Source organism: Pseudomonas sp. 102515, assembly GCF_031085165.1.
Classification (GTDB): domain Bacteria; phylum Pseudomonadota; class Gammaproteobacteria; order Pseudomonadales; family Pseudomonadaceae; genus Chryseomonas.
This window is the reverse complement of the sequence record NZ_JAVHTY010000002.1, coordinates 126,172-149,736: the sequence shown is the minus strand read 5'-3', so window position 1 is coordinate 149,736 and position 23,565 is coordinate 126,172. Positions and strand designations below refer to the sequence as shown.

The window sequence follows — 23,565 nt, the reverse complement described above, 5'->3', positions numbered from 1 at the left end:
CCGGTGGCTGGGATTCCCGGGCAAGTCCTACTAAAATGGTCGGACTTTAGTTCGAAGCTACCGGAACCATGATGCAGCAGACCTCTACGCTCTCCTCTCCTCGCCTGCCCTGGGCAGCGCTCTGGGCCACCGGCCTGCTCGCCGTGGGCATGGTCTTTCTCGGCCAGGCCGTGGGCGGTCGTCAGGCGCTCCTGCTACTGCTCGGCGGCGCCCTGGGCCTGACCCTCTATCACGCCGCCTTCGGCTTCACCTCGGCCTGGCGGGTGTTCATCCTCGACCGCCGCGGCGCCGGCCTGCGCGCTCAGATGGTGATGCTGGCCCTGGCGGTGCTGCTGTTCTTTCCCGCCCTCGGCGCCGGCAGCCTGTTCGGCGAGGCGGTGCGCGGCAATGTCTCGCCGCTGTCCACCTCGGTGGTGGTCGGCGCCTTCCTGTTCGGCATCGGCATGCAACTGGGCGGTGGCTGCGCCTCCGGCACCCTGTTCACCGCCGGTGGCGGCAACGCGCGGATGCTGGTGACCCTGCTGTTCTTCGTCATCGGCTCGCTGATCGCCACCCAGCACCTGGGTTGGTGGTTCGCCCTGCCCAGCCTGCCGCCCACCTCCCTGGTGACCCGCCTGGGCGTGCTGCCCGGCATCCTGGTCAGCCTGGCGCTGTTCGCCCTGATCGCCTGGACCACGGTGGTGCTGGAGCGCCGTCGCCACGGCGGGCTGGAAGTCACGGTCCCTGGCGAACACCAGGGCGCGGCACGCCTGCTGCGCGGCCACTGGCCGCTGGTCTGGGGCGCCATCGCCCTGGCCGTGCTCAACTTCGTCACCCTGGCCCTGGCTGGTCGCCCCTGGGGCGTCACCTCGGCCTTCGCCCTCTGGGGCGCCAAGGGTGCCGGTCTGTTCGGACTGGACGTCTCCGGCTGGGCCTTCTGGCAGCAACCGGCCAACGCCCGGGCGCTGGCCGAGCCCTTCTGGTTCGACGTCACCAGCGTGATGAATCTCGGCATCGTGCTGGGCGCCCTGGCCGCCGCGGGCCTCGCGGGGCGCTTCGCCCCCAGCCTGCGCATCCCCGTGCGGTCGCTGGTGGCGGCGGTGCTCGGCGGCCTGCTGCTGGGCTATGGCGCGCGGCTCGCCTATGGCTGCAACATCGGCGCCTACTTCAGCGGCATCGCCTCGGGCAGCCTGCACGGCTGGCTGTGGCTGGTGGCGGCCTTCTTCGGCAACAGCCTGGGCGTGCGCCTGCGCCCCTTCTTCTTTCCCGGCGAACGCCGCGTCGAGCGCCTGACCGGCTGCTAGAGCAGACAGTCAGATCGGCAAGACCTGGCGACCGGGCGGCAATGCCCCCGGTCGTTCCTGCAGGCTCACCACCCCGTACTGGGGCGCGCCGTGGTAGGTCTTCAGCGCCTGCATGACGAAGAGCAGGGCCGCGGTGCCCTGGTATTCGAACAGCCCCTGCAGCGGCCAGATGGTCATGAAGGCGAGAAACACCGCCAGGGTGAATTCAAGGTCCCGGCTCAGCTTGCGCGCCACCAGGTAGTGGACCGCCAGGCCGATGGGAATCACCAGGACGGACAGGAAGCCGAAGCGGAACACGGTGCCGAAGATGCCGACATCGGAGAGGAAGAAGTAGTCGCCGAAGATCGGCTTGAAGCCATCGTTCCACATCAGGCTGAGGCTGCCGCTGGGCAGGCCGTTGTACAGCTGCAGGTGGTTGATGATCTGGGAAATGGTGTTTTCCCGGACGTTGTCGGTGGGGCCCTCCTGCACCGAGCGCGCATAGAAATCCAGGTTGAAGCCGAGGGTTTCCAGGAGGTGCGGATAGAGAATCAGCGGCGCGATGATGATGGCGCCGAACAGCGCCGGGCCGACCAGGCGTGCGCGCAGGGCGAGGATGGTGAACACCAGGCAGACCACGATCAGCTGGCGGGTCTGCAACACCACCACGATGGTCGCCAGAAAGAACAGCGCCAGCAGGCCGTTGCGCAGCTTGGGCCGCAACTGGCCGTCGAGGAAGGAACGCCCGCGACCGGCGAAGTAGATGCAGATGAAGTAGCCGAAGAAAATGGCGCCCGCCCCCGTGGAGGCGCGTCCGGGGCGGCTGAGGTCCTTCACCTCGTCGCGCAGGTCCGGCAGCATCTTGAAGTAGGACAGCCAGCACAGCAGCGCCGAGAGCAGCCCGACCAGGATGATCAGATTCTCGAACTGCACGGCGTTCAGGCGCTTGGCCAGGTACAGGACCAGAAAGGCGCTGAAGCAGTAGAGCACCCGCCGCTCCTCGATGAGGCCATAGACCAGCGGCTGCCCCCAGAACAGCTGGGCGAACACCGCCGGCAGGCCGACGAACACCGCCGTGGAAAACAGGCAGAAGCCCATCAGCAGCCGATAGTCGCGCTGCGGCCGATCCCAGGTGCTCAGGGTGAAGAGCGCGAAGAAGCCCAGGCAGATCGCCAGGTACAGCTCGCCCACGTAGCGGATGCCCACCGGATTGGTCGGGCTCTGTTCGAAGACGCCGAACTGCAGGACCATCAGGCCACCCAGGGCCAGAAAACTCAGTCGATTGATCAGCGTACCCGGCATACCCGGTTTCCTCGCAGCGTGTTCATGGATAAGGCGTTCATTGCAGGCGCCAGTCACCCTCGACCTTGGCGTAGGTCAGTTGACGGCCATCCGCCAGACTCAGGCGGGCGCGGGTGTATTCGGGCAGGTCGACGCGGAAATCCCGGCCTTCCAGATAGAGCCCGCCACAGGCGCCCGGCTCGCCGTGGTAGTCCAGCGGCTGGCGCTGCAATTCGTGGATGCTGCGGTGGAACAGCAGGGTGGCGTAGCCACGCACCGTCATGTCGGTGGAGATGAGGGTGCAATCCAGCGCGACCTGGCCTTTCACCAGGCTCGCCAGCGCCTGGTTCTGCCGGTCGATGGCGCCCCAGCCGGCATAGCCGGCGAGGTCCTGGCGATAGGTCTGGCCGTTCTGCAGGGCCGCGGCCACCAGCACCACGGCGAGCAGGGCACGCCCCGGGGTCTTCAGGGCCAGGAAGGCCAGGCCGAGCAGCAGCGCGGCGGGAAAGATGAACTTGAGGCGATCGAAGGAAAACTGGGTGGCGTGCTGCAGCAGCAGCAGATTCTCCAGCAGCGGCACGCTGGCGGCGACCAGCAGCAGCGCGGTGCTGCGCGGCCAGTTCAGACGCTTCCGCTTCCAGAGCAGCGCCCCCAGGGCGATGGCCACCGCGGCCAGGAACAGGCCGAAGGACAGCCCGTAGCCGGCGAAGAAGTCGGCCAGGTGGGCATTGTTCGGGCTGCGGGCGAGAAAGCGCCGGGCAAAGGCCTTGAGTGTCGGCAGCAGGCCCGCCGCCAGGCTGTAGTGCAGCAGCACCAGCAGGCCGGCCAGTGCGGTGGCGAAAGCCAGGCGCCAAGCCATCCGCCGGCCTTCCGGCAGGTGCCGGCGCTGCAGCCAGAACAGCACGACCAGTCCGCCGCCGAAGACGTAGCCGGTCCATTCGGTCAGGGCGCCGAAGCAGACCAGGCCGGCCAGCAGCCAGCCCAGGCGCTGGCGCTGGCTCGCCGGCGCCCGCAGGTAGTGGAAGAAGGTCAGCAGACTGGCCAGCAGCAGCACCTGGTAGAAACTCTGCACCCAGTAGAGCAGGCCCTGGGAGAGCAGCGCCTCGCGACTGAAGATCGCGATCAGGCAGCCCAGCACCGCGCTCGTGGCGGCCAGGGCGCGGGTGGTGCCATGGCTGCGCAGTACCAGGTACAGCAGGCGAAACAGCAACAGCGCCGTCAGGGCGCCGAGGGCGGCGTTGAACAGCGCGAGGCTGTGCAGCGAAGGCGAGAGGCCCGCGGCCTTGAGACCGAAATAGGGCGCGAGGAAGCCGTAGCTGCTGAAGCTGGTGTAGACGTAGTCGCCGCTGTGGGTGGGAATGGTCGCGCCCCAGGACACCCGCTTGTCGTGACTGCCACCCAGGGTCACCGTGGGCAACCACCAGTGCCGGGCCACGCCGGACTCGTCCAGGGCATTGATACTGAGCAGGACGTGATAACTGGCTTCGAGATTCTGCGCCCCGGTGCCGTCGCGGAAATCCGGCAGGCGCCAGAGCAGCGCGACCAGCAGTAACAGGCCAACCGCCAGACCGCCCAGCCAGAACGGCCATCGTCCAACCCGGACCCCGGAATGGGTAACGCCAGATGCCACACTCATTGTCCTGTCTCCTGACAGCCATGCAGTCGAGAACGCCGTCCAGGGCAGTGAAGAACCAGGGCGCTACCCTCCGCAGGCCTGGTACAACCGGTACAGGACCGCGCGCGGGCGTAAGGCCACGCAGGCGGGTAACCGGGCTTCAACCGCTGACTACATTCAGGAAGCCGTCAGGAACACGGCGTCGCCAAGGAGGCGACGACGCTTAACGCAAAGACTGGCTCGACGACCCCACGGAGGGGACGAGGAAACAGGGCCTGCCCCGGCGAGTCGTCGGCAGGTATGACAGGTCGCAAAGAAGACTGCCCTAGCACCTTGACGCTGCCAAGCCGGCATCCGTCGCGTTCTGCACGGGGTGTCACATTTTTGGCTTTTGCTTTCGCTTAGAGTCGACGCAGCACACCAGCCGCAAGGCGCAGATCCTTGATCCAGCGCCCAGCGGCACCAATGGATGCAAAGATTCCGCCCCCGGTTCGCCGATCACCGTCCACCCCAGACAGGTATCGGCCGCGACGGCTGTCCTCCTCCGTACCTGCCCAAGGCCCGCTCCTGCATGGACAAGTCGCATCAGTCTCTACCCGCTGCCATCCAGGCGGCGGACATCGGGTTCGCCCGCTACTGCGCCGCCCTCTGGCGCCATCGCCGCGGCCTGCTGGCCTGCGTGGTCCTCTGCACCTTGCTGGGCGTGGCCTATACCCAGCTGGCCGCGCCGCGCTATCAGGCGGTGGCGACGGTGCAGATCGAATACCAGCGCGGCATCGTGCGCCTGGACGAATCCGACAATGGCCGGCCACTGCCGCCACCGGAAGCCATCACCGAGATGCAGCTGCTCACCTCGCGGCGGGTGGTCGGTGAGGTCGTGGACGCCGAGGGCCTGGACCTGAGCGTCACCCCGCGGCGCCTGCCGCTGCTGGGCGACTGGCTGGCCCGGCGCCACGAGAAAGCCGGTGAGGCCGTGGCCCCGCCGCTGTTCGGCCTCCGGCAGTTCGGCTGGGGCGGCGAGCAGCTGACCATCGCCAGCCTGAGCGTGCCCGATGCCCTCTATGGCCAGCCACTCACCCTCACCGCCGAGGCCCCGGATCGCTTCCTGCTGAGCGATGCCCAGGGCAAGCGGCTGCTGGAGGGCCGTCTGGGCGAGCCGGCCAGCGCCGGCGAGCTGCGCCTGGACATCGGCCAGCTGCACGCCTATCCGGGCACCGAATTCATCCTGGTCAAGCAGCGCCGCGGCGTGACCATCCAGGCGCTACAGGAACGACTCATGGTCAGCGAGCGCGGCAAGCGCTCGGGCATCCTCTCGATCAAGCTGCAGGACACCGATCCGCTCAGGGCGCAACGCATCCTGCGCGGCATCACCGAGACCTATGTGCGCCAGGACGTGACCCGCAACGCCGATGAATCCACCCAGCAGCTGGCCTTCCTGCGCCAGGAGTTGCCGCGGGTGAACCAGCGCCTGGCCGAAGGTCGCCAGGCGCTGGACAGCTATCAGCGGCGGCAGGGTTCCATCGCCATCGGCCAGGAGGGGCGCAGCCTGCTGCGCCAGGCAGTGGATCTCGACGGCCAGCTGTCGGCCCTGGAAATGGAACGGCTGGCTCTGGCCCTGCGCTTCACCCCTACCCATCCGCTGTACCAGACCTTGCTGGCGCGCCGCCAGGTGCTCAGCGGCGAGCGCCAGGCCCTGCAGCAGCGCCTGGCCAAGTTGCCCCAGACCCAGCAGGAGGTGCTGCGCCTGCAGCGCGAAGTGGAGGCGGCGGACAAGGTCTATGCGCTGATCAGCAAGCGCATCCAGGAATTGTCGGTGGTGCGCGCCGGCACGGTGAGCGATGTGCGCATCATCGACAGCGCCTACACCCAGATCGCCCCGGTCTATCCCAAGAAGCCCCTGCTGATCCTCAGCGCCCTGCTCTTCGGCTGCCTGGCCGGCGGCGCCTGGGTCTATCTGCGCGCCAGTCTCGAGCGCGGTATCGAAGACGCCGAGGGCCTGGAAGACCTCGGCCTGCCGGTGCTGGCGCAACTGCCGCTGGCGTCGAGTCGCCAGGTCGGCGGGCCCCTGCAGACCTCGCTCGACAGCGGCTACCAGGAAGCCTTGCGCATCCTGCGTACCAGCCTGGCCTTCGCCCGCACCGAGGCGCGCAACGACCTGCTGCTGATCACCAGCGCCAGCCCCGCGGCCGGCAAGTCGTCGGTGGCCGTACAACTGGCACGGGTGCTGGCCGAAGGCGGAATGCGGGTGCTGCTGGTGGATGCCGACCTGCGGCGCGGGCGCCTGCACCGACGCCTGCAGCTGGCCCGTCGCCCGGGTCTGGCCGAGGTGCTGGCGGGGCTGGCGACGCCCGAGCAGGCGATACAGTCTTCGGCGATACCCGGCCTGGACTGCCTGGTCGGGGGCATCCGTCCGCCGAATCCGGCCGAATTGCTGATGAGCGCGCGCTGTACCGAGCTGCTGCGCGGCCTGCAGCAGGACTACGAGCTGGTCATCCTCGACACCCCGCCGGTGCTGGCGGTGACCGATGCCGTGCTACTGGCCGCCCAGGCCGGGACCTGCCTGCTGGTGTCGCGCCACGGCTGCAACACCGCCAAGGAAATCGAAGCCACCCAGCGCCAGTTCGCCCACAGCGGCCTGGTACTCCAGGGTGCGGTGCTCAACGCCGTGCCACCCCCGCCGTTCACCCGCGCCGCCCTCGGTGTCCTGACCGGCTGACGCCAACCTGACCAGGCCCAGCACGATGCTGGCGCCTGGCCAGCTTCTGTCATCAAAGTTCAACACGGAGCGCCTAGGCTGCATCGACCTCCCGAGAACGGATTCGTATCGATGTCGTCCGCTCCCCTGCCCTCTTCGCGTTCCGCCTCCCGCCCCAGTCAACGCTGCGCCCTCGACCTCTGCAGCCAGTGGCCCGCCGTCGAGGCCGAGCACACCAACGCCATGGTCATGGACCTGTTCAACGAACGCCGCGAGATCACCAGCCTCGCGGTGATCGAGCACGACCGCCCGATCGGCCTGATCAACCGCGACATCTTTCTCTCGCAGATGAGCAAGCCGTATCACCGCGAAGTCTATGATCGCAAGAGCTGCATCGCCTTCATGGACAAGGAGCCGCTGGTGGTGGACGCCGGCCTGTCCATCGAGGAGCTGACCCGGCGCACCGTCGAGGTGGGCGAAAAGGCCCTGGCCGACGGCTTCATCGTCACCCGCGAAGGGCGCTTCGCCGGGCTCGGCCTGGGCGTGCAGCTGATGCGCATGGTCTCGGACCTGCAGGCCGAGAAGAATCGCCAGATCATGCACAGCATCGAATACGCCAGCGTCATCCAGCGCGCCATGCTGCGCAGCTCGCGCGAGGCCTTGGCGGTGATGGAGCAGGATGCCACCCTGGTCTGGCAACCGCGTGACGTGGTCGGCGGCGACTTCTATCACTTCGCCCAGCATGAAGACGGCTGGTTCGGCGCCATCGCCGACTGCACCGGCCACGGCGTGCCCGGCGCCTTCATGACCCTGATCGCCTCGGCGTCCCTGACCCAGGCCCTGCAACAGCTGGGGCCGCGCGATCCCTCGGCCCTGCTGGCGACGATCAACGCCAGCGTCAAGGCGATGCTGGGGCAGTCCGGGGGCATCTCCGAATCCAACGACGGCCTGGACCTGGCCTGCTTCTGGGTCGACCGACGCGGCCACAGCCTGACCTACGCCGGTGCCCGGATGCCGCTCCACCTGCTGGCGCCCGACGCCATGGACGCCCTGACCCTGGCGCCGCTGCGCCTGGGCATCGGCTACGCCGACAGCCCGCTCGACCAGTGCTGGCCGGCCACCACCCTGCCTCTGCAGCCGGGCAGCCTGCTGTTCGCCACCACCGATGGCCTGATCGACCAGATCGGCGGCCCGCGGCGCACCTCCTTCGGCAAGCGCCGTGCCCTGGCCCGGTTGACCGAGTCGCGCGCGGCGCCCACCGCGGCCTTCTGTGCGCAACTCAGCGAGGACCTCGCTCGCTGGCAAGGCGACGAGCTTCGCCGTGACGATCTCACCTTCCTCGGCATCCGCGTGGCCTGACCGACATGACCGCCTCCTTTCCCGCGAACGGCGCCTTTCTCGAAATCGCCCAGCAGCAGCACGTGATTTTCTATCACCGCGGCTATTTCTCCCATGGGATCGTCGCCGCCATGGCCGAGGTGGTGAAGCTGCAGCTGGAATTCGAAGGGATCAGCAGCGCCACCCGGCGCAAGCTGTTTTCCTCCTTCATCGAACTGTCACAGAACGTCCTGCACTATTCCGCCGATGCCCTCCCCCCGGACGCCCTGGCGGACGCCAAGCTGGGGCAGGGTTCGGTCTGTATCACCCGCCAGGACGGCAACTACCAGATGCTCTGTGCCAACCCTATCGCCAGCGACAAGGTGGACGCCCTGCGCGAGCGGCTCGAGCCGTTGTGCAGCATGTCGCTGGAACAGATCAAGCAAGCCTATCGCGAATCCCTGCGCGCCGAGACTCCGGCCAATAGCAAGGGCGCCGGCCTCGGCTTCCTGACCATGGCGCGCGATGCCAGTGCGCCCCTGGAATTCGCCTTCCATCCCTCCATGCAGACGCCGGGCACGACCCTGTTCTGCCTGAAAGCCATCATCTGACAGGGACCTCCACCTCGTATGGACACCATGTTCATCGCTCCCACGCCCACCTCTCCCGAGGTGGATTTCCGTTTCGCCGAGGACGAACTCTGGCTCAAGGGCGAATCCTTTCCGGAAAACGCCGCGGCCTTCTATCTCCCGGTGATCGAGTCGCTGCGGGCCTATCTCGACCAGCGCCAGGCCGCCCGCATCCGGGTGCACGTGGCCCTGGCCTATTTCAACAGTTCCAGCACCAAGATGCTGTTCACCCTGTTCGACGCCCTGGACCAGGCGGCCCAGGCCGGCAACCAGGTGGAGCTGCACTGGTACTACGATGCCGAGGACGAGACCATCCAGGAATTCGGCGAAGAACTGCGGCTGGACTTCCAGGCGCTGAGCTTCGTCGAGCATCCCGAGCTGCCGGCATGACCGCCAGCGTCAGGCGCTGCAGCCCGGCCGAGGCGGGCCCCGATCTGTTCGAGCAGGAAGCCGGGGTGCTGCAGGCGGCGCGTGCGCTCTATGTGGCCGACGACGCCGATGCCGAGCGCTACCGGGCCGCCCTGGGCGACCTGACGCTGCATTTCGAACGCCTGATGCGCGAGACGCGCCGGCTGATCGCCCGCAGCGACCGCGCCGAACGCGAGATGAATGCCCTCAACCAGCAGTTGCAGACCCTCACCCAACAGCTGGAATACCGCGCCACCCACGACGCCCTCACCGGGGTGCTCAACCGCGGCGCGGTGATCGACCAGGCCGGCCAGGCGCTGCGGCAACGGGGCGGCGCCATGATCGTGCTGGACATCGACCACTTCAAACGCATCAACGACGACTTCGGCCACCCCGCCGGCGATCGGGTGATCCAGGCCATCGCCCGCTGCCTGCAGGAACTCGTCCAGGCGCCGGCCATCGTCGGTCGGGTGGGTGGCGAGGAATTCACCGTGCTGCTGCCGACCCTGGCGCGGGACGAGGCCCTGGCCATGACCGAGTGCCTGCGCCTGCGCATCGCCCGGGAGGCGACCGGACCGGCGCCGGTGACGGCCAGCTTCGGCCTCAGCCTCAATCCGCCGGGCACCGACTTCGAACTCGCCTATGGCCTGGCCGACGCGGCGCTCTACCGGGCCAAGCGCGCGGGGCGTAACCAGGTGGTGCTGGCCGACTGACCACCGCGACCAGTCAGCCTCGCGCCCTTTATCCGGATACAAAAAAGCCGCTGCGCCGGGGAGGCACAGCGGCTTTTTCCTATCCGCCGCTTAGGACTGCTTCCAGTCCGGATAACGGCGCTGGTCGGGTGCCGGCGGGAAGTACTGGTACAGCCAGGTCTCGCTCAGGGCGCGGTCCTGGGTACGGATGAAGGCACGCATCTGCACCGGGTCGGTCTTGTCGCTGGTGGGGTACCAGTCGAAGATCACCCGGTAGCCGCCGATCTCGTCGATCTTGAGCACGTGGAAATCCTGCACCTTGCCGTCGGTGACGGTCACCACCGGCTCGATGCCGGTACCCTCGGGCAGGAACGACAGGCCGCCGCCGTTGAAATCGATGGCGAAGCGCCGCGCCCAGACCTTGGGCCAGTGCTCACCGGGCGCCCAGCCTTCGGGGAAGCCGCCGATCCCGGAACGGGTGGCATAGACCCGCGCCAACGGCGTGCTCACCGGCGGCAGCGCACTCCAGTGCAGCTTGTAGCCATAGTGCAGCGACTTGCCGGCGGTGATGGTCTCGGCCGGCGCCCAGAAGGCCACGATGTTGTCCAGGGTCTCGCCGGTGGTGGGGATCTCCAGCAGCTGGATGGCGCCCTCGCCCCAGGCGGAGGTGGGCTCCACCCATAGGCTCGGCCGGCGGTCGTAGCGGACCATGACGTCCTGGTAGCTCTCGAATTCGTGGTCGGTCTGCACCAGGCCGAAGCCCTTGGGACTGTCGTCCTTGAAGGCGTTGAACTGCAGCTTGGGCGGATTGTTCAGCGGACGGCAGATCCACTCGCCGTTGCCCTTCCACATGGCCAGGCGGTCGGAGTCGTGGATCTGCGGGTGATAGGTGTTGCAGGTCTGGCGCTCGTGGGTGCCACAGCCGAACATGCTGGTCATGGGCGCGATGCCCAGTTGCTTGATGTCGCGGCGGGCGTTGACGTTGGCGTCCACGTCCATCACCACCCGGTCGTTCAGGCAGTCGATGTCGAAGCGATAGGCGCCGGTGGCGCTGGGCGAATCCAGCAGCGCATAGACCACGAAGCGGGTGCTGTTCTTGTTCGGGGTGACGAACCAGAACTTGGTGAAGTCGGGGAATTCCTCGGGCCGATCGGCATAGGTGTCGATGGCCAGGCCGCGGGCCGAGAGGCCGTACTGGCGGGTCTTGTCCACGGCGCGGAAATAGCTGGCGCCAAGGAAGGAGACGATGTCGTACTGGGCCAGGTGCGGCGCCTTGAACAGCTTGAAGCCGGCGAAACCCAGGTCGCCCTTGAGCTGGCTCTTGTCGACGCCGCTGTCGTTGTAGTTGAACAGCTCGGGGCGGAAGTGGACTTCCTTGGCCTCGTTGGTCTTGGGGTCCACCGAATACATCCGCACCGGCGTCTTGAAGCCCATGCCGACGTGGAAGAACTGCACGTCCAGCTGGCCCTTGAGGTCGTGCCAGAGCGAATGCTGGGCATCGTAGCCGATGGCATTGAACTGCTGCGGCGTCATGTTCGCCAGGGTGTCGGGCAGTTTCTGGGCGGTGGGCTGGTAGGCCTGGCCGGCCAGCTCCTTGGCGTGCTGCTTGAGCCAGTCGAAATCGAAGGCCTGGCCGTCGCCATTGGCCGGATTGGCGAAGGCCTGGAGGGCGAACAGCCCGGTGGAGGGAATGCCGGTGTAGGCCGCCAGGGCCAGGGACGCTTTGAGCAGGTGTCTACGCTGCATGGATCAACCTTGGTCACTAAGGATGAAAGATTCGGCCCAGCCGAACCGCCAGAAAGGAAAAAGAATGCACGATACCCGGATAGGTTCGCCATCGCACCGGTGAACTGCAGCCTAGCGCACGCTCTGGCCTGCCAGAGGGGTTACCAAAGCTTTCCGGATCACAATTCAGGTTGCCGGGCATCCTGGAAAGCGCATCACCGATATCCCTTGGCACTTCCGTGGAGACCCTCATGGTCGATGCCGCCATCGCCTTCGGGCAACCCAGCCCCATCCTGCGCATCTTCGATGACGAGAAGGCGCGCGAATTCTACTGCGACTTCCTGGTTTCCGCCTGGTCTGGGAGCACCGCTTCGAGCCGGGGCTGCCGCTGTACGCCGGAGTCGAGCGCGCCGGCCTGCGCCTGCACCTCTCCGGCCACCATGGCGATGCCTGCCCCGGCGCGACCCTGTTCGTCCGCCTCACCGGTCTCCGCGCCTTCCAGGCCGAGTTGCTGGCCAAGGACCATGGCTTCGCCCGCCCGGGCATCGAGGCATTGCCCTGGGGCCTGGTGATGGAGATCGCCGATCCCTTCGGCAACAGATTGAGGTTTTGCGAGGACGAGGCGGCGGGTTGGCACGGTGTGGACTCGCTTCGTTGGGCTTCGACGGTGGAGCTGTCTCAACCCAACCTACGGGACACCCTACACCTGACTACGCTCGGGACCGCTCTACCCCCTCTCCCTCGAAGAGAGAGGGGGTGAGGGAAAGGCACCGCCCAAGGTCACCGTCTCCTTCGTAGGTGTGGTTGAGCGCAGCGCAGCCCAACGGCCTCAGGCTGGCAGGGGCTCTGGCAGAGGCACCGCGCCCTCCTCCACCCGCCACCAGGTCGGCAGCAGTGCCCTGACCTCGGGCTGGGTGAATCGGTCGTCGATGAGGTAGAGGCAGCCGCGATCCTGCACGGTGCGGATCACCCGGCCGGCGGCCTGGATGACCTTTTGCAGGCCCGGATAGAGGTAGGCGTAGCGATAGCCGTCGCCGAAGCGCCGCTGCAGGCGCTGGCGCAGCTGTTCGTTGACCGGATTGAGCTGGGGCAGGCCCAGGGTGGCGACGAAGGCGCCGATCAGCCGATCGCCGGGCAGGTCGATGCCCTCGCCGAAGCTGCCGCCGAGCACCGCGAAACCGATGCCGCGGCCGTCGGCCTGGAAGCGCTCGAGAAAGGCCTGGCGGGCAGCTTCGTCCATGCCGCGGGACTGGCGCCACTGGGGCACGTCGGGCGCCCGCTCGGCGAGGGCCTCGGCGACCTGGTCGAGGTAGTCGAAGCTGCTGAAGAAGGCCAGGTAGTTGCCCGGTCGCTGGCGATAGCGACTGGCGATCAGGGCGGCGATGGGCGCGCGGGAGGCGGCGCGGTCGGCATAGCGGGTGGAGAGCCGCACCAGGCGCACTTCCAGCTGCTCGGCGGCGAAGGGCGAGGCGACGTCGACCCAGGCACTGCCGGCCGGGACCCCGAGCAGGTCGCGGTGGAAATGCTGGGGGATCAGGGTGGCCGAGAACAGGGTGCAGCTGTGGGCCGCCGCCAGCCGCGGACCAACGAAGGGCGCCGGCACCAGGTTGCGCAGGTTGAGTTGCGACTGCGCCTTGCCACGGCCCTTGAGCAGGGTGACGTCGAACAGCGAATGATCGCCGAAGGTCTCGCCCAGGCGCATGAACTGCAGCAGGTCGAAGAACAGCGTCTGCAGCTCCGGCGCCGGTGGCTGGCCGGATTCGCCGAAGTGCTCGGTGAGCAGACCCACCACCCATTGCAGGGCGGTCAGGAACGCGGCGGGCAATTCCGCTTGCACCTGATAGTCGACCTGCTGCTCCTTGTGCAGGCGATTCCATTCGCGATTGAGCGCCTGCAGGCCCTTGGCGATGGTCGGGGGTGCCACCGCCTTGCCGGCCGCCAGGCGGCGCTGATCGAGGCTGGCGCTGTACATGCCGCGGGCGCGGTCGAGCAGGTTGTGGGCTTCGTCCACCAGCACTCCGACCCGCCATTCCTGGGTCTGGGCCAGGGCATGGAGCATGGCGCTGCCGTCGAAGTAGTAGTTGTAGTCGCCCACCACCACGTCGCTCCAGCGCGCCAGTTCCTGGGCCAGGTAATAGGGACAGACGTCATGCACCAAGGCCGTCTCCCGTACCCGCGCCCGGGTCAGCTGTGTGGGTTCGGCCAGGGCGGCGGCGCGGGCAGCCGGCAGTCGGTCATAGAAGCCACGGGCCAGCGGACAGGACTCGCCATGACAGGCCAGCTCCGGGTGCTCGCAGGCCTTGTCCCGCGCCACCAGCTCCAGCACCCGCACCGGCGCGGCCAGGGACTCCAGGCCATGCAGGGCCAGGGCGCGGCCAGGGGTCTTGGCGGCGAGAAAGAACAGCCGGTCCAGGCTTTGCCGCGGCATGGCCTTGAGCAGTGGGAACAGGGTGCCCACCGTCTTGCCGATGCCGGTGGGCGCCTGGGCCAGCAGGCAACAGCCGACGCTGGCGGCCTTGTAGACGGCTTCCGCCAGGGGCCGCTGGCCGTGACGAAAGTCGGGATGCGGAAAGGCCAGGGTCGCCAGCGCCGTGTCCCGCGTGGCGCGATGGGCCAGCTCCTGGCGCGCCCAGGCGAGAAAGCGCGAACACTGGAGTTCGAAATGCGCGGCCAGGTCCGCGGCCGTCCACCGCTCGGTGAAGACGGTCTCGGCACCCGTGCCGATGTCGAAATAGACCAGTGCCAGGGTCAGCTCCGACAGCTCGCGGGTCTGGCAGAGCAGATGGCCATAGACCTTGGCCTGGGCCCAGTGCAGGTGGCGGTGATTGCCCGGCTGGCGTTCCAGGCTGCCCCTGTGGGTCTTGATCTCTTCCAGACGCTGGGCCACGGCGTCGAAGCCATCGGCGCGACCGCGCACCTGCAGGTCCTCGAAGTCGCCCTGCAGGCTGACCTCGCGCTCATAGCCGGGGCCGCGCCGGGCGGCCACCCGCTGGTGACCCTCGATGCCTTCTAGGGCGGTGGGCGACGGGGTGAACCTGAGATCCAGATCGCCGGTCTTGGCGGTGAATTCGCAGAGGGCGCGAACGGCGATGCGATAGCTCATGCGGAGGTCGCGGCCACCCGCCACTGCACGTGGCAGACGCTGACCGGGAGGCCATGGGCGGCGAAGAAGTCCAGCCAGCGGCGCTGGTTGTCCTGCAGGCGGTCGCCCGGGCCCTTGACCTCGATCATCCGGTAGCGGCCTTCCGCCGGCCAGAACTGGATCAGGTCGGGCAAGCCGGTGCGGTTGTTTTCCGGATCCTCCAGCAACCGTTCGAAGCACAGCCGCAGGTGCCGCGCCGGCAGGCAGGCCAGGGCCTGGTCGAGCAATTCGCTGCTCAAGATGCCCCAGGCGACGAAAGGCGAGGCCAGGCCGCGCTTGCCGGCGAAGCGCTCGCGGATCACCGCCGGATAGGAGCCGTCGTCCAGTCGCGCCAGGCAGGCGGCGAAGGCCTCGGCCCGCCGCTCGCGAAAGCCCGGCAGGCGCAGGTCGGCTGGTTCGCGCTGGTAGGGGTGGAAGAAGGCACCGGGGATGGCCAGGAAGATGGCATCCCAGCACAGCAGCCCGAACAGGCTGGTGAGCAGGGTGTTTTCCACGTAGTGCACCGGCGCCTCGTCGCGACCCAGGTGCTCGCGTACCAGCCACTCGACTCGGCGCAGCCCGTCGTTGACCAGCTCGAAATCGAGCCGCTCCACCGGGCTGGCCGTACGGCGTTTGTTGGGCGGCCCACCCTGCTTGCGCACCAGCCGCGGCAGGATGCGCGCCACCTGCTGGCGCTCGGCGTCATGGGCCGGCGCGGCGGCGATGGCTTCCGCCAGCGCCTGGGCGGCGGCCCAGTCCTCCAGGCGTTCGAGCATGCGCAAGGCCCGGATACGCGACTCGGGATGCGCCGAGGCGGCATAGAGCGCCTGCGCCTGGGCCAGTTCGCCGAGACGCTCGTGGTGCTGCGCCAGTTCGTGGAGCAGCTTGCCCCGACGCAATTCCAGCCAGGTGTTGGCGAAGCGCTCGGCGGGCAACAGCGGTAGCAGCTCCGCGGCCGGCAGACCATCGCGCAGCGCCTGGCGACAGCGCTGGATGTGCAGATAGGCGTCCACCTCCTGGCGCTGACCGAAGGCGCGGGATTCGGCGCTGAAGGCCACCGTCTCGTACTGGAAGATGCCCAGGTCGGCCAGCACGAAGTCGGTCCAGTCCTGGTGCAGGTTGCCAAAGAACAGCAGGCGCAGGCGGTCGCAGAGCTCCATCAGCGTCAGCCGCCAGACACCCTCTTCGAGCAACTCAGGCACGGTTCCGGCCCAGCCGCTGAAGGCCAGGGGCTTGGCTTGCTCGGCCTCCAGCCGCGCCAGCCAGTCTTCCTTGCGTCCAGCCTTGGGCAGACGGCTGCCGAAACAGCCGAGCAGTTCTTCCTTGCGCAGCAGGGCGAAGAGTTCGATCAGGTGCAGTTCGGGATCGGAAAGCAGCCAGCCAAGGTCCACCAGCGGCAAGGCGGCGGCACGCGGGCAGCCGATCTCGCTGTAGACCAGCTTGCTGGCGCGGAACACCTCGCCCTTGCGCATCACCAGGCGCACCAGCAATGCCCGCGAGGGCAGCGGCAGGTCGGCGAAGGCGGCGATGAAACCCTGCTCGCGGTCGTCGAGCAGGTCGGGATAGCGCAGGGCGACCCAGTCCAGTACCCGCTGGAAGTTGTGCAGATAGTAGAGGGGATCTTCGAGCGGAGCTTTCATGCGAAACGGGCGAACAGGGTGGCGGCTGGCTATTTATCCAGCCCCGACCGGAGCGGGCAACCCCGATGCGATATGCGGTCATGCCGGCGGGTCATGGCACTTCTTTCGGTTGAAGATCCGGACCGCTAGTCATACGATGACTGACAAAGACCGCCACAATGACAAGTCCAGGAGTCTGAGCGTGAAGATCAAACGGATCACAGTCACCCCCATCGCCTTTCGCGATGCCCCGCTGCTCAACGCCAGCGGCATCCACGAACCCTATGCGCTGAGATCCATCATCGAGGTGGAAGGCGACAATGGCCACATCGGCCTTGGCGAGAGCTATGGCGACGCCCCGGTGCTGGCGGTACTCAAGGCCATGGAAAGCAGCCTGGTCGGCCTGTCCGCCTGGGACCTCAATGGCCTGCGCGCGCGGGTGGTGACGACCGTCGCCAGCCTCGCCGGTGGCGTGGTGGCCGGCGCCGAGCTGGCGCCCGGCTCCCATCCGAGCAAGCAGGTGGCCAATGCCTATTCCGCCTTCGAGGTGGCCTTCCTCGATCTGCAGGCGCGCTCACTGGGCATTCCCCTGGTCGAACTGCTCGGCGGTGCGGTGCGCCGCGAGGTGCCCTTCAGCGCCTACCTGTTCCTCAAGTACGCCGAGCACATCGACGCGCCCTACCGGCCCGATCGCTGGGGCGAGGCCATCAGCCCGGAGCAGGTGGTGGCCCAGGCGGCGCGGATGATCGAGGAGAACGGCTTCCAGAGCATCAAGCTCAAGGCCGGCACCCTGCTCGGTCCGGATCACGAGGCGGCCTGCATCAAGGCGCTGCGCCAGGCCTTTCCCGCGGCGCCGCTGCGCATCGACCCCAACGGCAACTGGTCGCTGGAAACGTCCCTGCGCATCGCCGAGGTACTGGCGGGCGACCTGCAGTACTACGAGGACCCGACCCCGGGCCTCGACGGCATGGCCGAACTGCACCGACGCACCGGCATTCCCCTGGCCACCAACATGGTGGTCACCGACTTCGACGAGTTCCGTCGCAGCGTGGCCCAGAACAGCGTGCAGATCGTGCTCGCCGACCACCACTACTGGGGCGGTCTCCGGGACACCCAGATCCTCGCGCGGATGTGCGACACCTTTGGCCTGGGTGTCTCCATGCACTCCAACTCGCACCTGGGCATCAGCCTCATGGCCATGACCCACGTGGCGGCCGCGGTGCCCAACCTGGCCTATGCCTGCGACACCCACTACCCCTGGCAGGAAGAGGACGAGGAAGTCATCCAGGGCGGCAAGCTGCCGATCCGCAATGGCTGCGTGGCGATCACCGATACGCCCGGCCTGGGCGTGGAGCTGGACCAGGACCAGCTCGCCAAGCTGCACGAGCAGTTCCTCGCCATCGACATCCGCAGCCGCGACGACGTGCGCCAGATGCGCAAGTACCAGCCGGACTGGGAAACCCGCAAGCCGCGTTTCTAGGTCTTCGTCCCCTCCTCCACGCCGCTGACGACCGGCTCTCCCGCCGGCCGTCAACGGCTCCGCATCCCGGCTTCCCGGCTGTACAATCCCCTCGGCACAAGGGTGCCCAAGAACAACGAGAAAGTACGCACAGGGAATTGGGGAAGATGTTGAACGCACCACGCCTCACCGCACTCACGCTCGGCCTGGGACTGGCGGTCAGCGCCACCCTCGCCCCGGCGCAGGACCAGGATCCGGCTCGCGCCTACGTCGACACCCTGCTGGCGAAGATGACCCTGGAGGAGAAGATCGGCCAGCTCAACCTGGTGAGCGTGGGACCGGACTACCCCAAGGAAGCCATCATGGCGGACATCCGCGCCGGCAAGGTGGGCGCCATGTTCAACACCGTGACCCGTCCCGACATCCGCCAGATGCAGGACGAGGTCGGGCACAGCCGGCTGAAGATCCCGCTGTTCTACGCCTATGACGTCATCCACGGCATGCGCACCATCTTCCCCATCAACCTGGGCCTGGCCAGCACCTGGAATCTCGACGCCATCGCCACCAGCGCGCGCATCTCCGCCATCGAGGCGGCAGCCGACGGCCTCGACCTGACCTTTTCCCCCACCGTCGACGTCACCCGCGAACCACGCTGGGGCCGTGCCTCGGAAACCTTCGGCGAAGACACCTGGCTGACCTCGCGCATCGGCGCCACCCTGGTGCACGCCTACCAGGGCGACGACCTGCGTGCCCCCGACAGCCTCATGGCCAGCATCAAGCACTTCGGCGGCTACGGCGCCGTGGAAGCCGGCCGCGACTACAGCAACGTCGACATGAGTCCGCAGCGGCTCATGCAGGACTACCTGCCGCCCTATCGCGCCGCCGCCGAGGCCGGTGCCGGCGCGGTGATGGTGGCGCTGAACAGCATCAACGGCGTCCCGGCCACGGCCAATCGCTGGCTGTTGCAGGACCTCTTGCGCAAGGACTGGAACTACAGGGGCCTCTTGATCAGCGACCACGGCGCCATCAACGAACTGGTGCTGCACGGGGTGGCCAAGGACACCCGCGACGCCGCCGAGCAGGCGCTCAAGGCCGGCGTCGAGCTGAACATGCACGACGACGTCTATGGCAAGCAGCTGCCCGCGCTGCTGGCCGCCGGCAAGGTGACCCAGGCCGAGGTCGACCAGGCGGTGCGCGACATGCTGCTGACCAAGTACCGCCTGGGCCTGTTCGACGATCCCTACCGTCGCCTCAAGGGCCAGGACCCGGCGGACACCAACGCCGAATCGCGGCTGCACCGCGCCGAGGCGCGCCAGGTGGCCCGCGAGAGCCTGGTGCTGCTGAAGAACGAGAAGGCCGTGCTGCCGCTGCGCAAGGGCGCCACCCTGGCGGTGATCGGCCCATTGGCCGACAGTCCGCGCGACGTCATGGGCAACTGGTCCGCCGCCGGCGTGGCCGCCCAGGCCGTCTCCATCCGCCGCGGCCTGGAAAACGCCGTGGCCGGTCAGGGCAAGGTGCTCTATGCCAAGGGCGCCAACCTGCTGGACGACCGCGATGTGCTGGCCTACCTCAACGCCTACGAACCGGCGGTCGCGGTGGATCCGCGCAGTGCCAGCGAACTGATCGCCGAGGCCGTGGCCACCGCGCGCCAGGCCGAGGTGGTGGTGGCCGTGGTCGGCGAATCCCAGGGCATGGCCCACGAGGCTTCCAGCCGCGCCCGCATCAGCGTGCCCGACACCCAGCGCGAACTGATCAAGGCGCTCAAGGCCACCGGCAAGCCGCTGGTGCTGGTGCTGATGAACGGCCGCCCGCTGGCGCTGGAATGGGAACAGGAGCAGGCCAGTGCGCTGCTGGAAGCCTGGTTCCCGGGCACCGAAGGCGGCAACGCCGTGGCCGATGTGCTGTTCGGCGACCACAACCCCTCCGGCAAGCTGACCATGACCTTTCCTCGTGAAGTGGGCCAGGTGCCGCTGTACTACAACCACCTGAGCAGCGGCCGCCCCTTCGATGCGGCCAAGCCGAACAAGTACACCTCGCGCTACTTCGACATCGTCAACGGCCCGCTCTACCCCTTCGGCTACGGCCTGAGCTACACCACCTTCGACGTCTCGGCACCGCAGCTGTCCAGCGCCACCCTGAAGAAGGGCGATACCCTGACCGCCAAGGTCACGGTCAAGAACACCGGCAACCGCGCCGGTGCCACCGTGGTGCAGCTCTATCTGCACGACGTCACCGCCTCCCTGGCGCGCCCGGTCAAGGAGCTCAAGGGCTTCCAGAAGGTAATGCTGCAACCGGGCGAAAGCCGCGAGCTGGACTTCCCCATCACCGAGGCGGACCTGCGCTTCTACAATAACGCCCTCAAGCTGGTCTCGGAGCCGGGCGAGTTCAAGGTGATGGTCGGCCTGGATTCGGAGCGGGTGCGCGAGGGGAGTTTCACGCTGCTGTAAGGGGTGGGGAGTGGCGCCTTGAGTCTGGCCTGTTGGGCTTGGCTTATGCCCAGCCTACCTGGCTCTGGAGATGCGTCGGCTAGTCGTCGAGCGCCTCGCCACTGCGGTCGCGTGCCCGGGAGACCACGTAGATGGATACCAGGGCACAGCCCATCGTGAAGAGCATCGCCGGCACATGGCTGCCGCCGAAATAGACGAGCAGCGCGCAGCGGCCCTCCCACTGCATCTGGTCGAGACCACCTCGGCGCTGACCACCCTTTCGCGGCTCAGCCGCGATCCACGGCTGGTGGCCCGGGTGTCGGTCGAGGTGGCGGACTACGTCTGCCAGCATGGCCTGGTCATTCGCCTGCCACTGCAGCTCCGGTCCCATAGCGAACCCCCTGAGCTGGCCTCGCGGCGCAGCGCCCAGCAGAACCCGACGTTCGCGCTGCTGGTGGAATCGCTCTACGCGCTCCAGCAGGACGACTGAGCACGCTCAGGAGCAGCGGTCAGGGCGTGTGGCTCTTCTCCGCAGGCTCCGCTCTGGCAACGGCAGCCGCTGCGGCGATGGCGTCGCCGGAGTGCTCGGCGCAACAGTCGGCCTGCCAACGATAGCGCCGCGTCAGCTGCCCGATGCCCGGATTGAAGGCGTTGGTCGGATCGAGCTGGCGATAGTGCCGCTCCAGTTCGGGCGCCGCGGCGTAGAGGTGGCCGACATTGTGCTCGGCGGGATAGCGGGCACCCCGGGCGTCCAGCAAGGACAGCAGCCGCTCCTTGAGCGCGGCGCAGTCCCGGCCCTTCTTAACCAGGTATTCCTGGTGCAGCACATGGCAGAAGAAGTGCCCGCAATACATGGTCACCTCGATCTGCTCCGCCAGCTCCGGCGGCAGGGTCTCGAACCAGTCCTGGGTGTTGCGCGGCAGGGCGATGTCCAGGGCGAGGATGTCTTCCACGCTGTCCCGGTGCACCGCCCGGTAGCGATTCATGGCATTGCCGACCGCGAAGCGATTGAGGAAGGCGGCGTTGCCCTCCTCCGCGTCGCACTCGATGAAATCCGCGTCGGCGCTGGGCAGCCAGGACTGCAGATAGGCGCGGGCCTCATCGATGCCGTCTTCGCCCATCTTCAGCAATAGATGATGCTCGAAGCGTGCAGCGAAGGCGTTGAGGCGTGCCGGCAGATGCTCCGGCAAGGGCGCGGCGAGGCGTTGCAGCAGGCGATCGCCGAGCTGGGCACCCAGCCCCAGGCGTTCGCTGAGGGCATCGAAGCGGGTCTTCCAGGCAAAGGCCTGGGGCACCCGTTGCGCGCCACAGCGCTGGATGAACAGGAACAGGTCCTTGCCATAGGTACGACTGAGCTCATAGGCCGTGCGGTGCATGTATTCGCCGGCAATGGGCAACTGGGCGAAGTTGACCAGGATGTGCCGGCGGATGGCTTCCAGATCGGCGGCCCGGTTGGAGCCGATGTAGAACACCCGGGTGTTGCGATCGGCGGCAAAGGTATCCAGGCGCAGGGCGAACACGGCGATCTTGCCCGCCGAGCCCGAGGCCTCGTACAGCCGCCGCGGATCGGCGTTGTAGCGAGCCGGGGTGGCGGAGGTCACGTCACGGACATGGCGGGCGTATTCGCGATCGGAGGCCATGGCGCCGACCGGGTCCTGCACGGCGCTGTCGTCGAAGCGGCCCTCGTCGAGCCGGGTGAGGATGTCCTCGGGGGTATCGCCCAGTTCCAGGCCCAGGTGGTTGACCAGTTGCAGGTGCCCGGCTGCGTCGATGCGGGCGAACAGCGACAGCTGGGTGAAGGCCGGTCCGCGGCGGATCAGCGAGCCGCCGGAGTTGTTGCAGACGCCACCGGTGACGGAGGCGCCGATGCAGGTCGAGCCGATCACCGAATGCGGCTCGCGCCCCAGGGGTTTCAGCGTCGTCTCCAGCTGGCTCAGGGTCACACCCGGCTGGGATAGCACCTGCTCGCCCTGGCGCAGCAGGGCCAGGCGGGTCAGGCGCAGGGTGTTGATCAGCACCACCGGCCGGTCGTAGCCCTCGGCCACCGGCGTGGAGCCACCGGTCAGGCCGGTGTTGGCCGCCTGACAGATGATGATGGTCCCGGCGCCGTGGCAGCGCTGCAGCACGCGCCACATCTCCAGCAGGCTGCCGGGCCGGACCACGGCGAGCACCGCCCCGCCGCCATAGCGGATCCCCAGGCGGAAGCGCCGGGTCGCGGCGTCGCCCTGCAGGACATGGCGCCGCCCGACGATGGTTTGCAACTCGCTGACCAGATCCATGATGTCCTCTTCACTGGCAAGGAAGGCGGAAGCGAAGGGTGGTCGCTTCCGCTTGAAAGGCGCGGCTATCGCGGCGTGCTTATCCTGGCGTGGTTATTCGGCCAGCAGCCCGGTAGTCGACTGCGCAGGTCACCCACAGCATCGGCGCTGCGCACACCAGCAGGCAACCCCCGAGCAGCATCAGTCCCCTTGCGCCGAACCGAACAGGGCGGTCAGTAGCCCCACCGGCGCAGCCGCCCAGGTTGCCGAAGGAGTTGATGAGGGCGATGCCGGCCGCGGCGGCGGCGCCCTGCAGGAAGGCCCGGGCAGACCCCAGAACAACGCGATGACGCTCAGGCTGAGCGTCAGCAGCGGATCGCAGATGGCCACCCGCGGGATGACATGGGCGAGAGGATGCCGACCTTGCGGCCATCATCGAGAATGATGATGGCACCGCGTCCCACCTCGCTGCCGATGCCGGCCGTGGTCGGAATGGCCACGATGGGCACCGTCGCCGCGGTGATGCGCGTCAGGCCACCCTCGATGACGGCGAACTGTTTCAGCGGTCCCGGATGGCACACGGACACGGCGCTGGCCTTGGCCAGGTCGATGGGCGCCCGCCCGCCGACGGCGATGATGCCGTCGCATTCCGCGTCCCGGAAACAGGCGACGCCCTCGTGGGTGGCTGCCTCGGTGGGATTGGCCGGGGTGGCGTCGAACACCGGATAGGCGGCCTGGGGATTCAGCTCCACCAGCTGATCGATGAGACCGGCCGCCACCACGCCACGACCGGTGACGATCAGCGGCCGCTGGAAGCCCAGCCGTGCGTTGACGTGGCCCAGGTCGGCCGCACGGCCGGCGCCGAAGCGGATCTCCGTTACATAGTGATTATCGCCGTGACCCGTCCTGTTATTCTTGAACTTGATAGACGGCCCGACTATAGCGAGGCGCTACCGCTCCAAATGCTGAGAGGTAGCGGTATAACCCAGAGGCAACCCGGATGCGGCCAGGGCAACGGAGACGTCCTTCTGGCAGCGCAACGCTATCCTTTGTCAGCC

At 67.7% G+C, this 23,565-nt stretch carries 16 protein-coding genes and 1 pseudogene; 10 read left to right on the top strand and 7 right to left on the bottom strand.

Annotated elements, in window-relative coordinates; all coding sequences use genetic code 11:
- Nucleotides 1-71 precede the first annotated feature (71 nt).
- A complete protein-coding gene (locus RCF34_RS07670; RefSeq protein ID WP_374941168.1) occupies nucleotides 72-1,283 on the top strand; it encodes a YeeE/YedE family protein in 1,212 nt (403 codons plus the stop codon).
- A 9-nt stretch (nucleotides 1,284-1,292) separates the two neighbouring features.
- On the opposite strand, the gene RCF34_RS07665 is transcribed toward RCF34_RS07670, so the two are convergent.
- Nucleotides 1,293-2,564: a hypothetical protein gene (locus RCF34_RS07665; RefSeq protein ID WP_308707648.1), complete on the bottom strand. Its 1,272-nt coding sequence runs from the start codon at nucleotides 2,562-2,564 to the stop codon at nucleotides 1,293-1,295.
- A gap of 37 nt (nucleotides 2,565-2,601) precedes the next feature.
- Nucleotides 2,602-4,179 (bottom strand): hypothetical protein, encoded by a 1,578-nt coding sequence (locus RCF34_RS07660; RefSeq protein ID WP_308707646.1) that lies wholly within the window; start codon nucleotides 4,177-4,179, stop codon nucleotides 2,602-2,604.
- A gap of 550 nt (nucleotides 4,180-4,729) precedes the next feature.
- Here RCF34_RS07660 and RCF34_RS07655 point away from each other — a divergent pair.
- The 5 genes from RCF34_RS07655 to RCF34_RS07635 all read left to right on the top strand — a co-directional run bounded on the left by RCF34_RS07655 (nucleotide 4,730) and on the right by RCF34_RS07635 (nucleotide 9,920).
- Nucleotides 4,730-6,874, top strand: coding sequence for a polysaccharide biosynthesis tyrosine autokinase (locus RCF34_RS07655; protein WP_308707645.1), 2,145 nt, complete (start codon nucleotides 4,730-4,732; stop codon nucleotides 6,872-6,874).
- A 111-nt stretch (nucleotides 6,875-6,985) separates the two neighbouring features.
- Complete coding sequence (locus tag RCF34_RS07650) at nucleotides 6,986-8,212, top strand: SpoIIE family protein phosphatase (RefSeq protein ID WP_308707644.1); 1,227 nt, start codon at nucleotides 6,986-6,988, stop codon at nucleotides 8,210-8,212.
- 5 nt (nucleotides 8,213-8,217) lie between these two features.
- Nucleotides 8,218-8,781, top strand: a complete 564-nt coding sequence (locus tag RCF34_RS07645; protein ID WP_308707643.1) for a SiaB family protein kinase — start codon at nucleotides 8,218-8,220, stop codon at nucleotides 8,779-8,781.
- An 18-nt stretch (nucleotides 8,782-8,799) separates the two neighbouring features.
- On the top strand, nucleotides 8,800-9,189 hold the full coding sequence (locus RCF34_RS07640) for a DUF1987 domain-containing protein (RefSeq protein WP_308707642.1): 390 nt from the start codon (nucleotides 8,800-8,802) through the stop codon (nucleotides 9,187-9,189).
- A complete protein-coding gene (locus RCF34_RS07635) occupies nucleotides 9,186-9,920 on the top strand; it encodes a GGDEF domain-containing protein (protein ID WP_308707641.1) in 735 nt (244 codons plus the stop codon). The genes RCF34_RS07640 and RCF34_RS07635 overlap by 4 nt, the downstream gene beginning before the upstream one ends.
- A 90-nt stretch (nucleotides 9,921-10,010) precedes the next feature.
- On the opposite strand, the gene RCF34_RS07630 is transcribed toward RCF34_RS07635, so the two are convergent.
- On the bottom strand, nucleotides 10,011-11,645 hold the full coding sequence (locus RCF34_RS07630) for a glucan biosynthesis protein D (RefSeq protein ID WP_308707640.1): 1,635 nt from the start codon (nucleotides 11,643-11,645) through the stop codon (nucleotides 10,011-10,013).
- A gap of 230 nt (nucleotides 11,646-11,875) precedes the next feature.
- On the opposite strand from RCF34_RS07630, the pseudogene RCF34_RS07625 reads away from it, so the two are divergent.
- A pseudogene (locus RCF34_RS07625) lies at nucleotides 11,876-12,243 on the top strand (glyoxalase superfamily protein); the annotation flags it as partial.
- 210 nt (nucleotides 12,244-12,453) lie between these two features.
- Here the strand turns inward: RCF34_RS07625 and RCF34_RS07620 are convergent.
- Both RCF34_RS07620 and RCF34_RS07615 read right to left on the bottom strand, forming a co-directional pair.
- Entirely contained in the window at nucleotides 12,454-14,727 is a 2,274-nt protein-coding gene (locus tag RCF34_RS07620; RefSeq protein ID WP_308707639.1) for an ATP-dependent DNA helicase, read from the bottom strand.
- A complete protein-coding gene (locus RCF34_RS07615) occupies nucleotides 14,724-16,385 on the bottom strand; it encodes a VRR-NUC domain-containing protein (protein WP_308707638.1) in 1,662 nt (553 codons plus the stop codon). Before RCF34_RS07615 ends, RCF34_RS07620 begins: the two co-directional genes overlap by 4 nt.
- A 181-nt stretch (nucleotides 16,386-16,566) precedes the next feature.
- Between RCF34_RS07615 and RCF34_RS07610 the strand changes: the two genes are divergently transcribed.
- The 3 genes from RCF34_RS07610 to RCF34_RS07600 all read left to right on the top strand — a co-directional run bounded on the left by RCF34_RS07610 (nucleotide 16,567) and on the right by RCF34_RS07600 (nucleotide 20,739).
- Nucleotides 16,567-17,844 carry a glucarate dehydratase family protein gene (locus RCF34_RS07610; protein WP_308707637.1) on the top strand — a complete coding sequence of 426 codons (1,278 nt, stop codon included), beginning with the start codon at nucleotides 16,567-16,569 and terminating at the stop codon, nucleotides 17,842-17,844.
- A gap of 146 nt (nucleotides 17,845-17,990) precedes the next feature.
- Complete coding sequence (bglX, locus tag RCF34_RS07605; RefSeq protein ID WP_308707636.1) at nucleotides 17,991-20,270, top strand: beta-glucosidase BglX; 2,280 nt, start codon at nucleotides 17,991-17,993, stop codon at nucleotides 20,268-20,270.
- 175 nt (nucleotides 20,271-20,445) lie between these two features.
- On the top strand, nucleotides 20,446-20,739 hold the full coding sequence (locus RCF34_RS07600) for a hypothetical protein (RefSeq protein WP_308707635.1): 294 nt from the start codon (nucleotides 20,446-20,448) through the stop codon (nucleotides 20,737-20,739).
- Between the two features lie 19 nt (nucleotides 20,740-20,758).
- Here the strand turns inward: RCF34_RS07600 and dld are convergent, their stop codons facing one another.
- Entirely contained in the window at nucleotides 20,759-22,528 is a 1,770-nt protein-coding gene (gene dld, locus RCF34_RS07595; protein WP_308707634.1) for a D-lactate dehydrogenase, read from the bottom strand.
- A 344-nt stretch (nucleotides 22,529-22,872) separates the two neighbouring features.
- A complete protein-coding gene (locus tag RCF34_RS07590; RefSeq protein WP_308708253.1) occupies nucleotides 22,873-23,328 on the bottom strand; it encodes an iron-containing alcohol dehydrogenase in 456 nt (151 codons plus the stop codon).
- Nucleotides 23,329-23,565: the final 237 nt, after the last annotated feature.

Bases quoted from the DNA above. Each gene is read 5' to 3' on its own strand.
- RCF34_RS07670 (WP_374941168.1), top strand. From the start codon at position 72: ATGCAGCAGACCTCTACGCTCTCCTCTCCTCGCCTGCCCTGGGCAGCG.
- RCF34_RS07665 (WP_308707648.1), bottom strand. From the start codon at position 2,564: ATGCCGGGTACGCTGATCAATCGACTGAGTTTTCTGGCCCTGGGTGGC.
- RCF34_RS07660 (WP_308707646.1), bottom strand. From the start codon at position 4,179: ATGAGTGTGGCATCTGGCGTTACCCATTCCGGGGTCCGGGTTGGACGA.
- RCF34_RS07655 (WP_308707645.1), top strand. From the start codon at position 4,730: ATGGACAAGTCGCATCAGTCTCTACCCGCTGCCATCCAGGCGGCGGAC.
- RCF34_RS07650 (WP_308707644.1), top strand. From the start codon at position 6,986: ATGTCGTCCGCTCCCCTGCCCTCTTCGCGTTCCGCCTCCCGCCCCAGT.
- RCF34_RS07645 (WP_308707643.1), top strand. From the start codon at position 8,218: ATGACCGCCTCCTTTCCCGCGAACGGCGCCTTTCTCGAAATCGCCCAG.
- RCF34_RS07640 (WP_308707642.1), top strand. From the start codon at position 8,800: ATGGACACCATGTTCATCGCTCCCACGCCCACCTCTCCCGAGGTGGAT.
- RCF34_RS07635 (WP_308707641.1), top strand. From the start codon at position 9,186: ATGACCGCCAGCGTCAGGCGCTGCAGCCCGGCCGAGGCGGGCCCCGAT.
- RCF34_RS07630 (WP_308707640.1), bottom strand. From the start codon at position 11,645: ATGCAGCGTAGACACCTGCTCAAAGCGTCCCTGGCCCTGGCGGCCTAC.
- RCF34_RS07620 (WP_308707639.1), bottom strand. From the start codon at position 14,727: ATGAGCTATCGCATCGCCGTTCGCGCCCTCTGCGAATTCACCGCCAAG.
- RCF34_RS07615 (WP_308707638.1), bottom strand. From the start codon at position 16,385: ATGAAAGCTCCGCTCGAAGATCCCCTCTACTATCTGCACAACTTCCAG.
- bglX (WP_308707636.1), top strand. From the start codon at position 17,991: ATGTTGAACGCACCACGCCTCACCGCACTCACGCTCGGCCTGGGACTG.
- RCF34_RS07600 (WP_308707635.1), top strand. From the start codon at position 20,446: ATGGCTGCCGCCGAAATAGACGAGCAGCGCGCAGCGGCCCTCCCACTG.
- dld (WP_308707634.1), bottom strand. From the start codon at position 22,528: ATGGATCTGGTCAGCGAGTTGCAAACCATCGTCGGGCGGCGCCATGTC.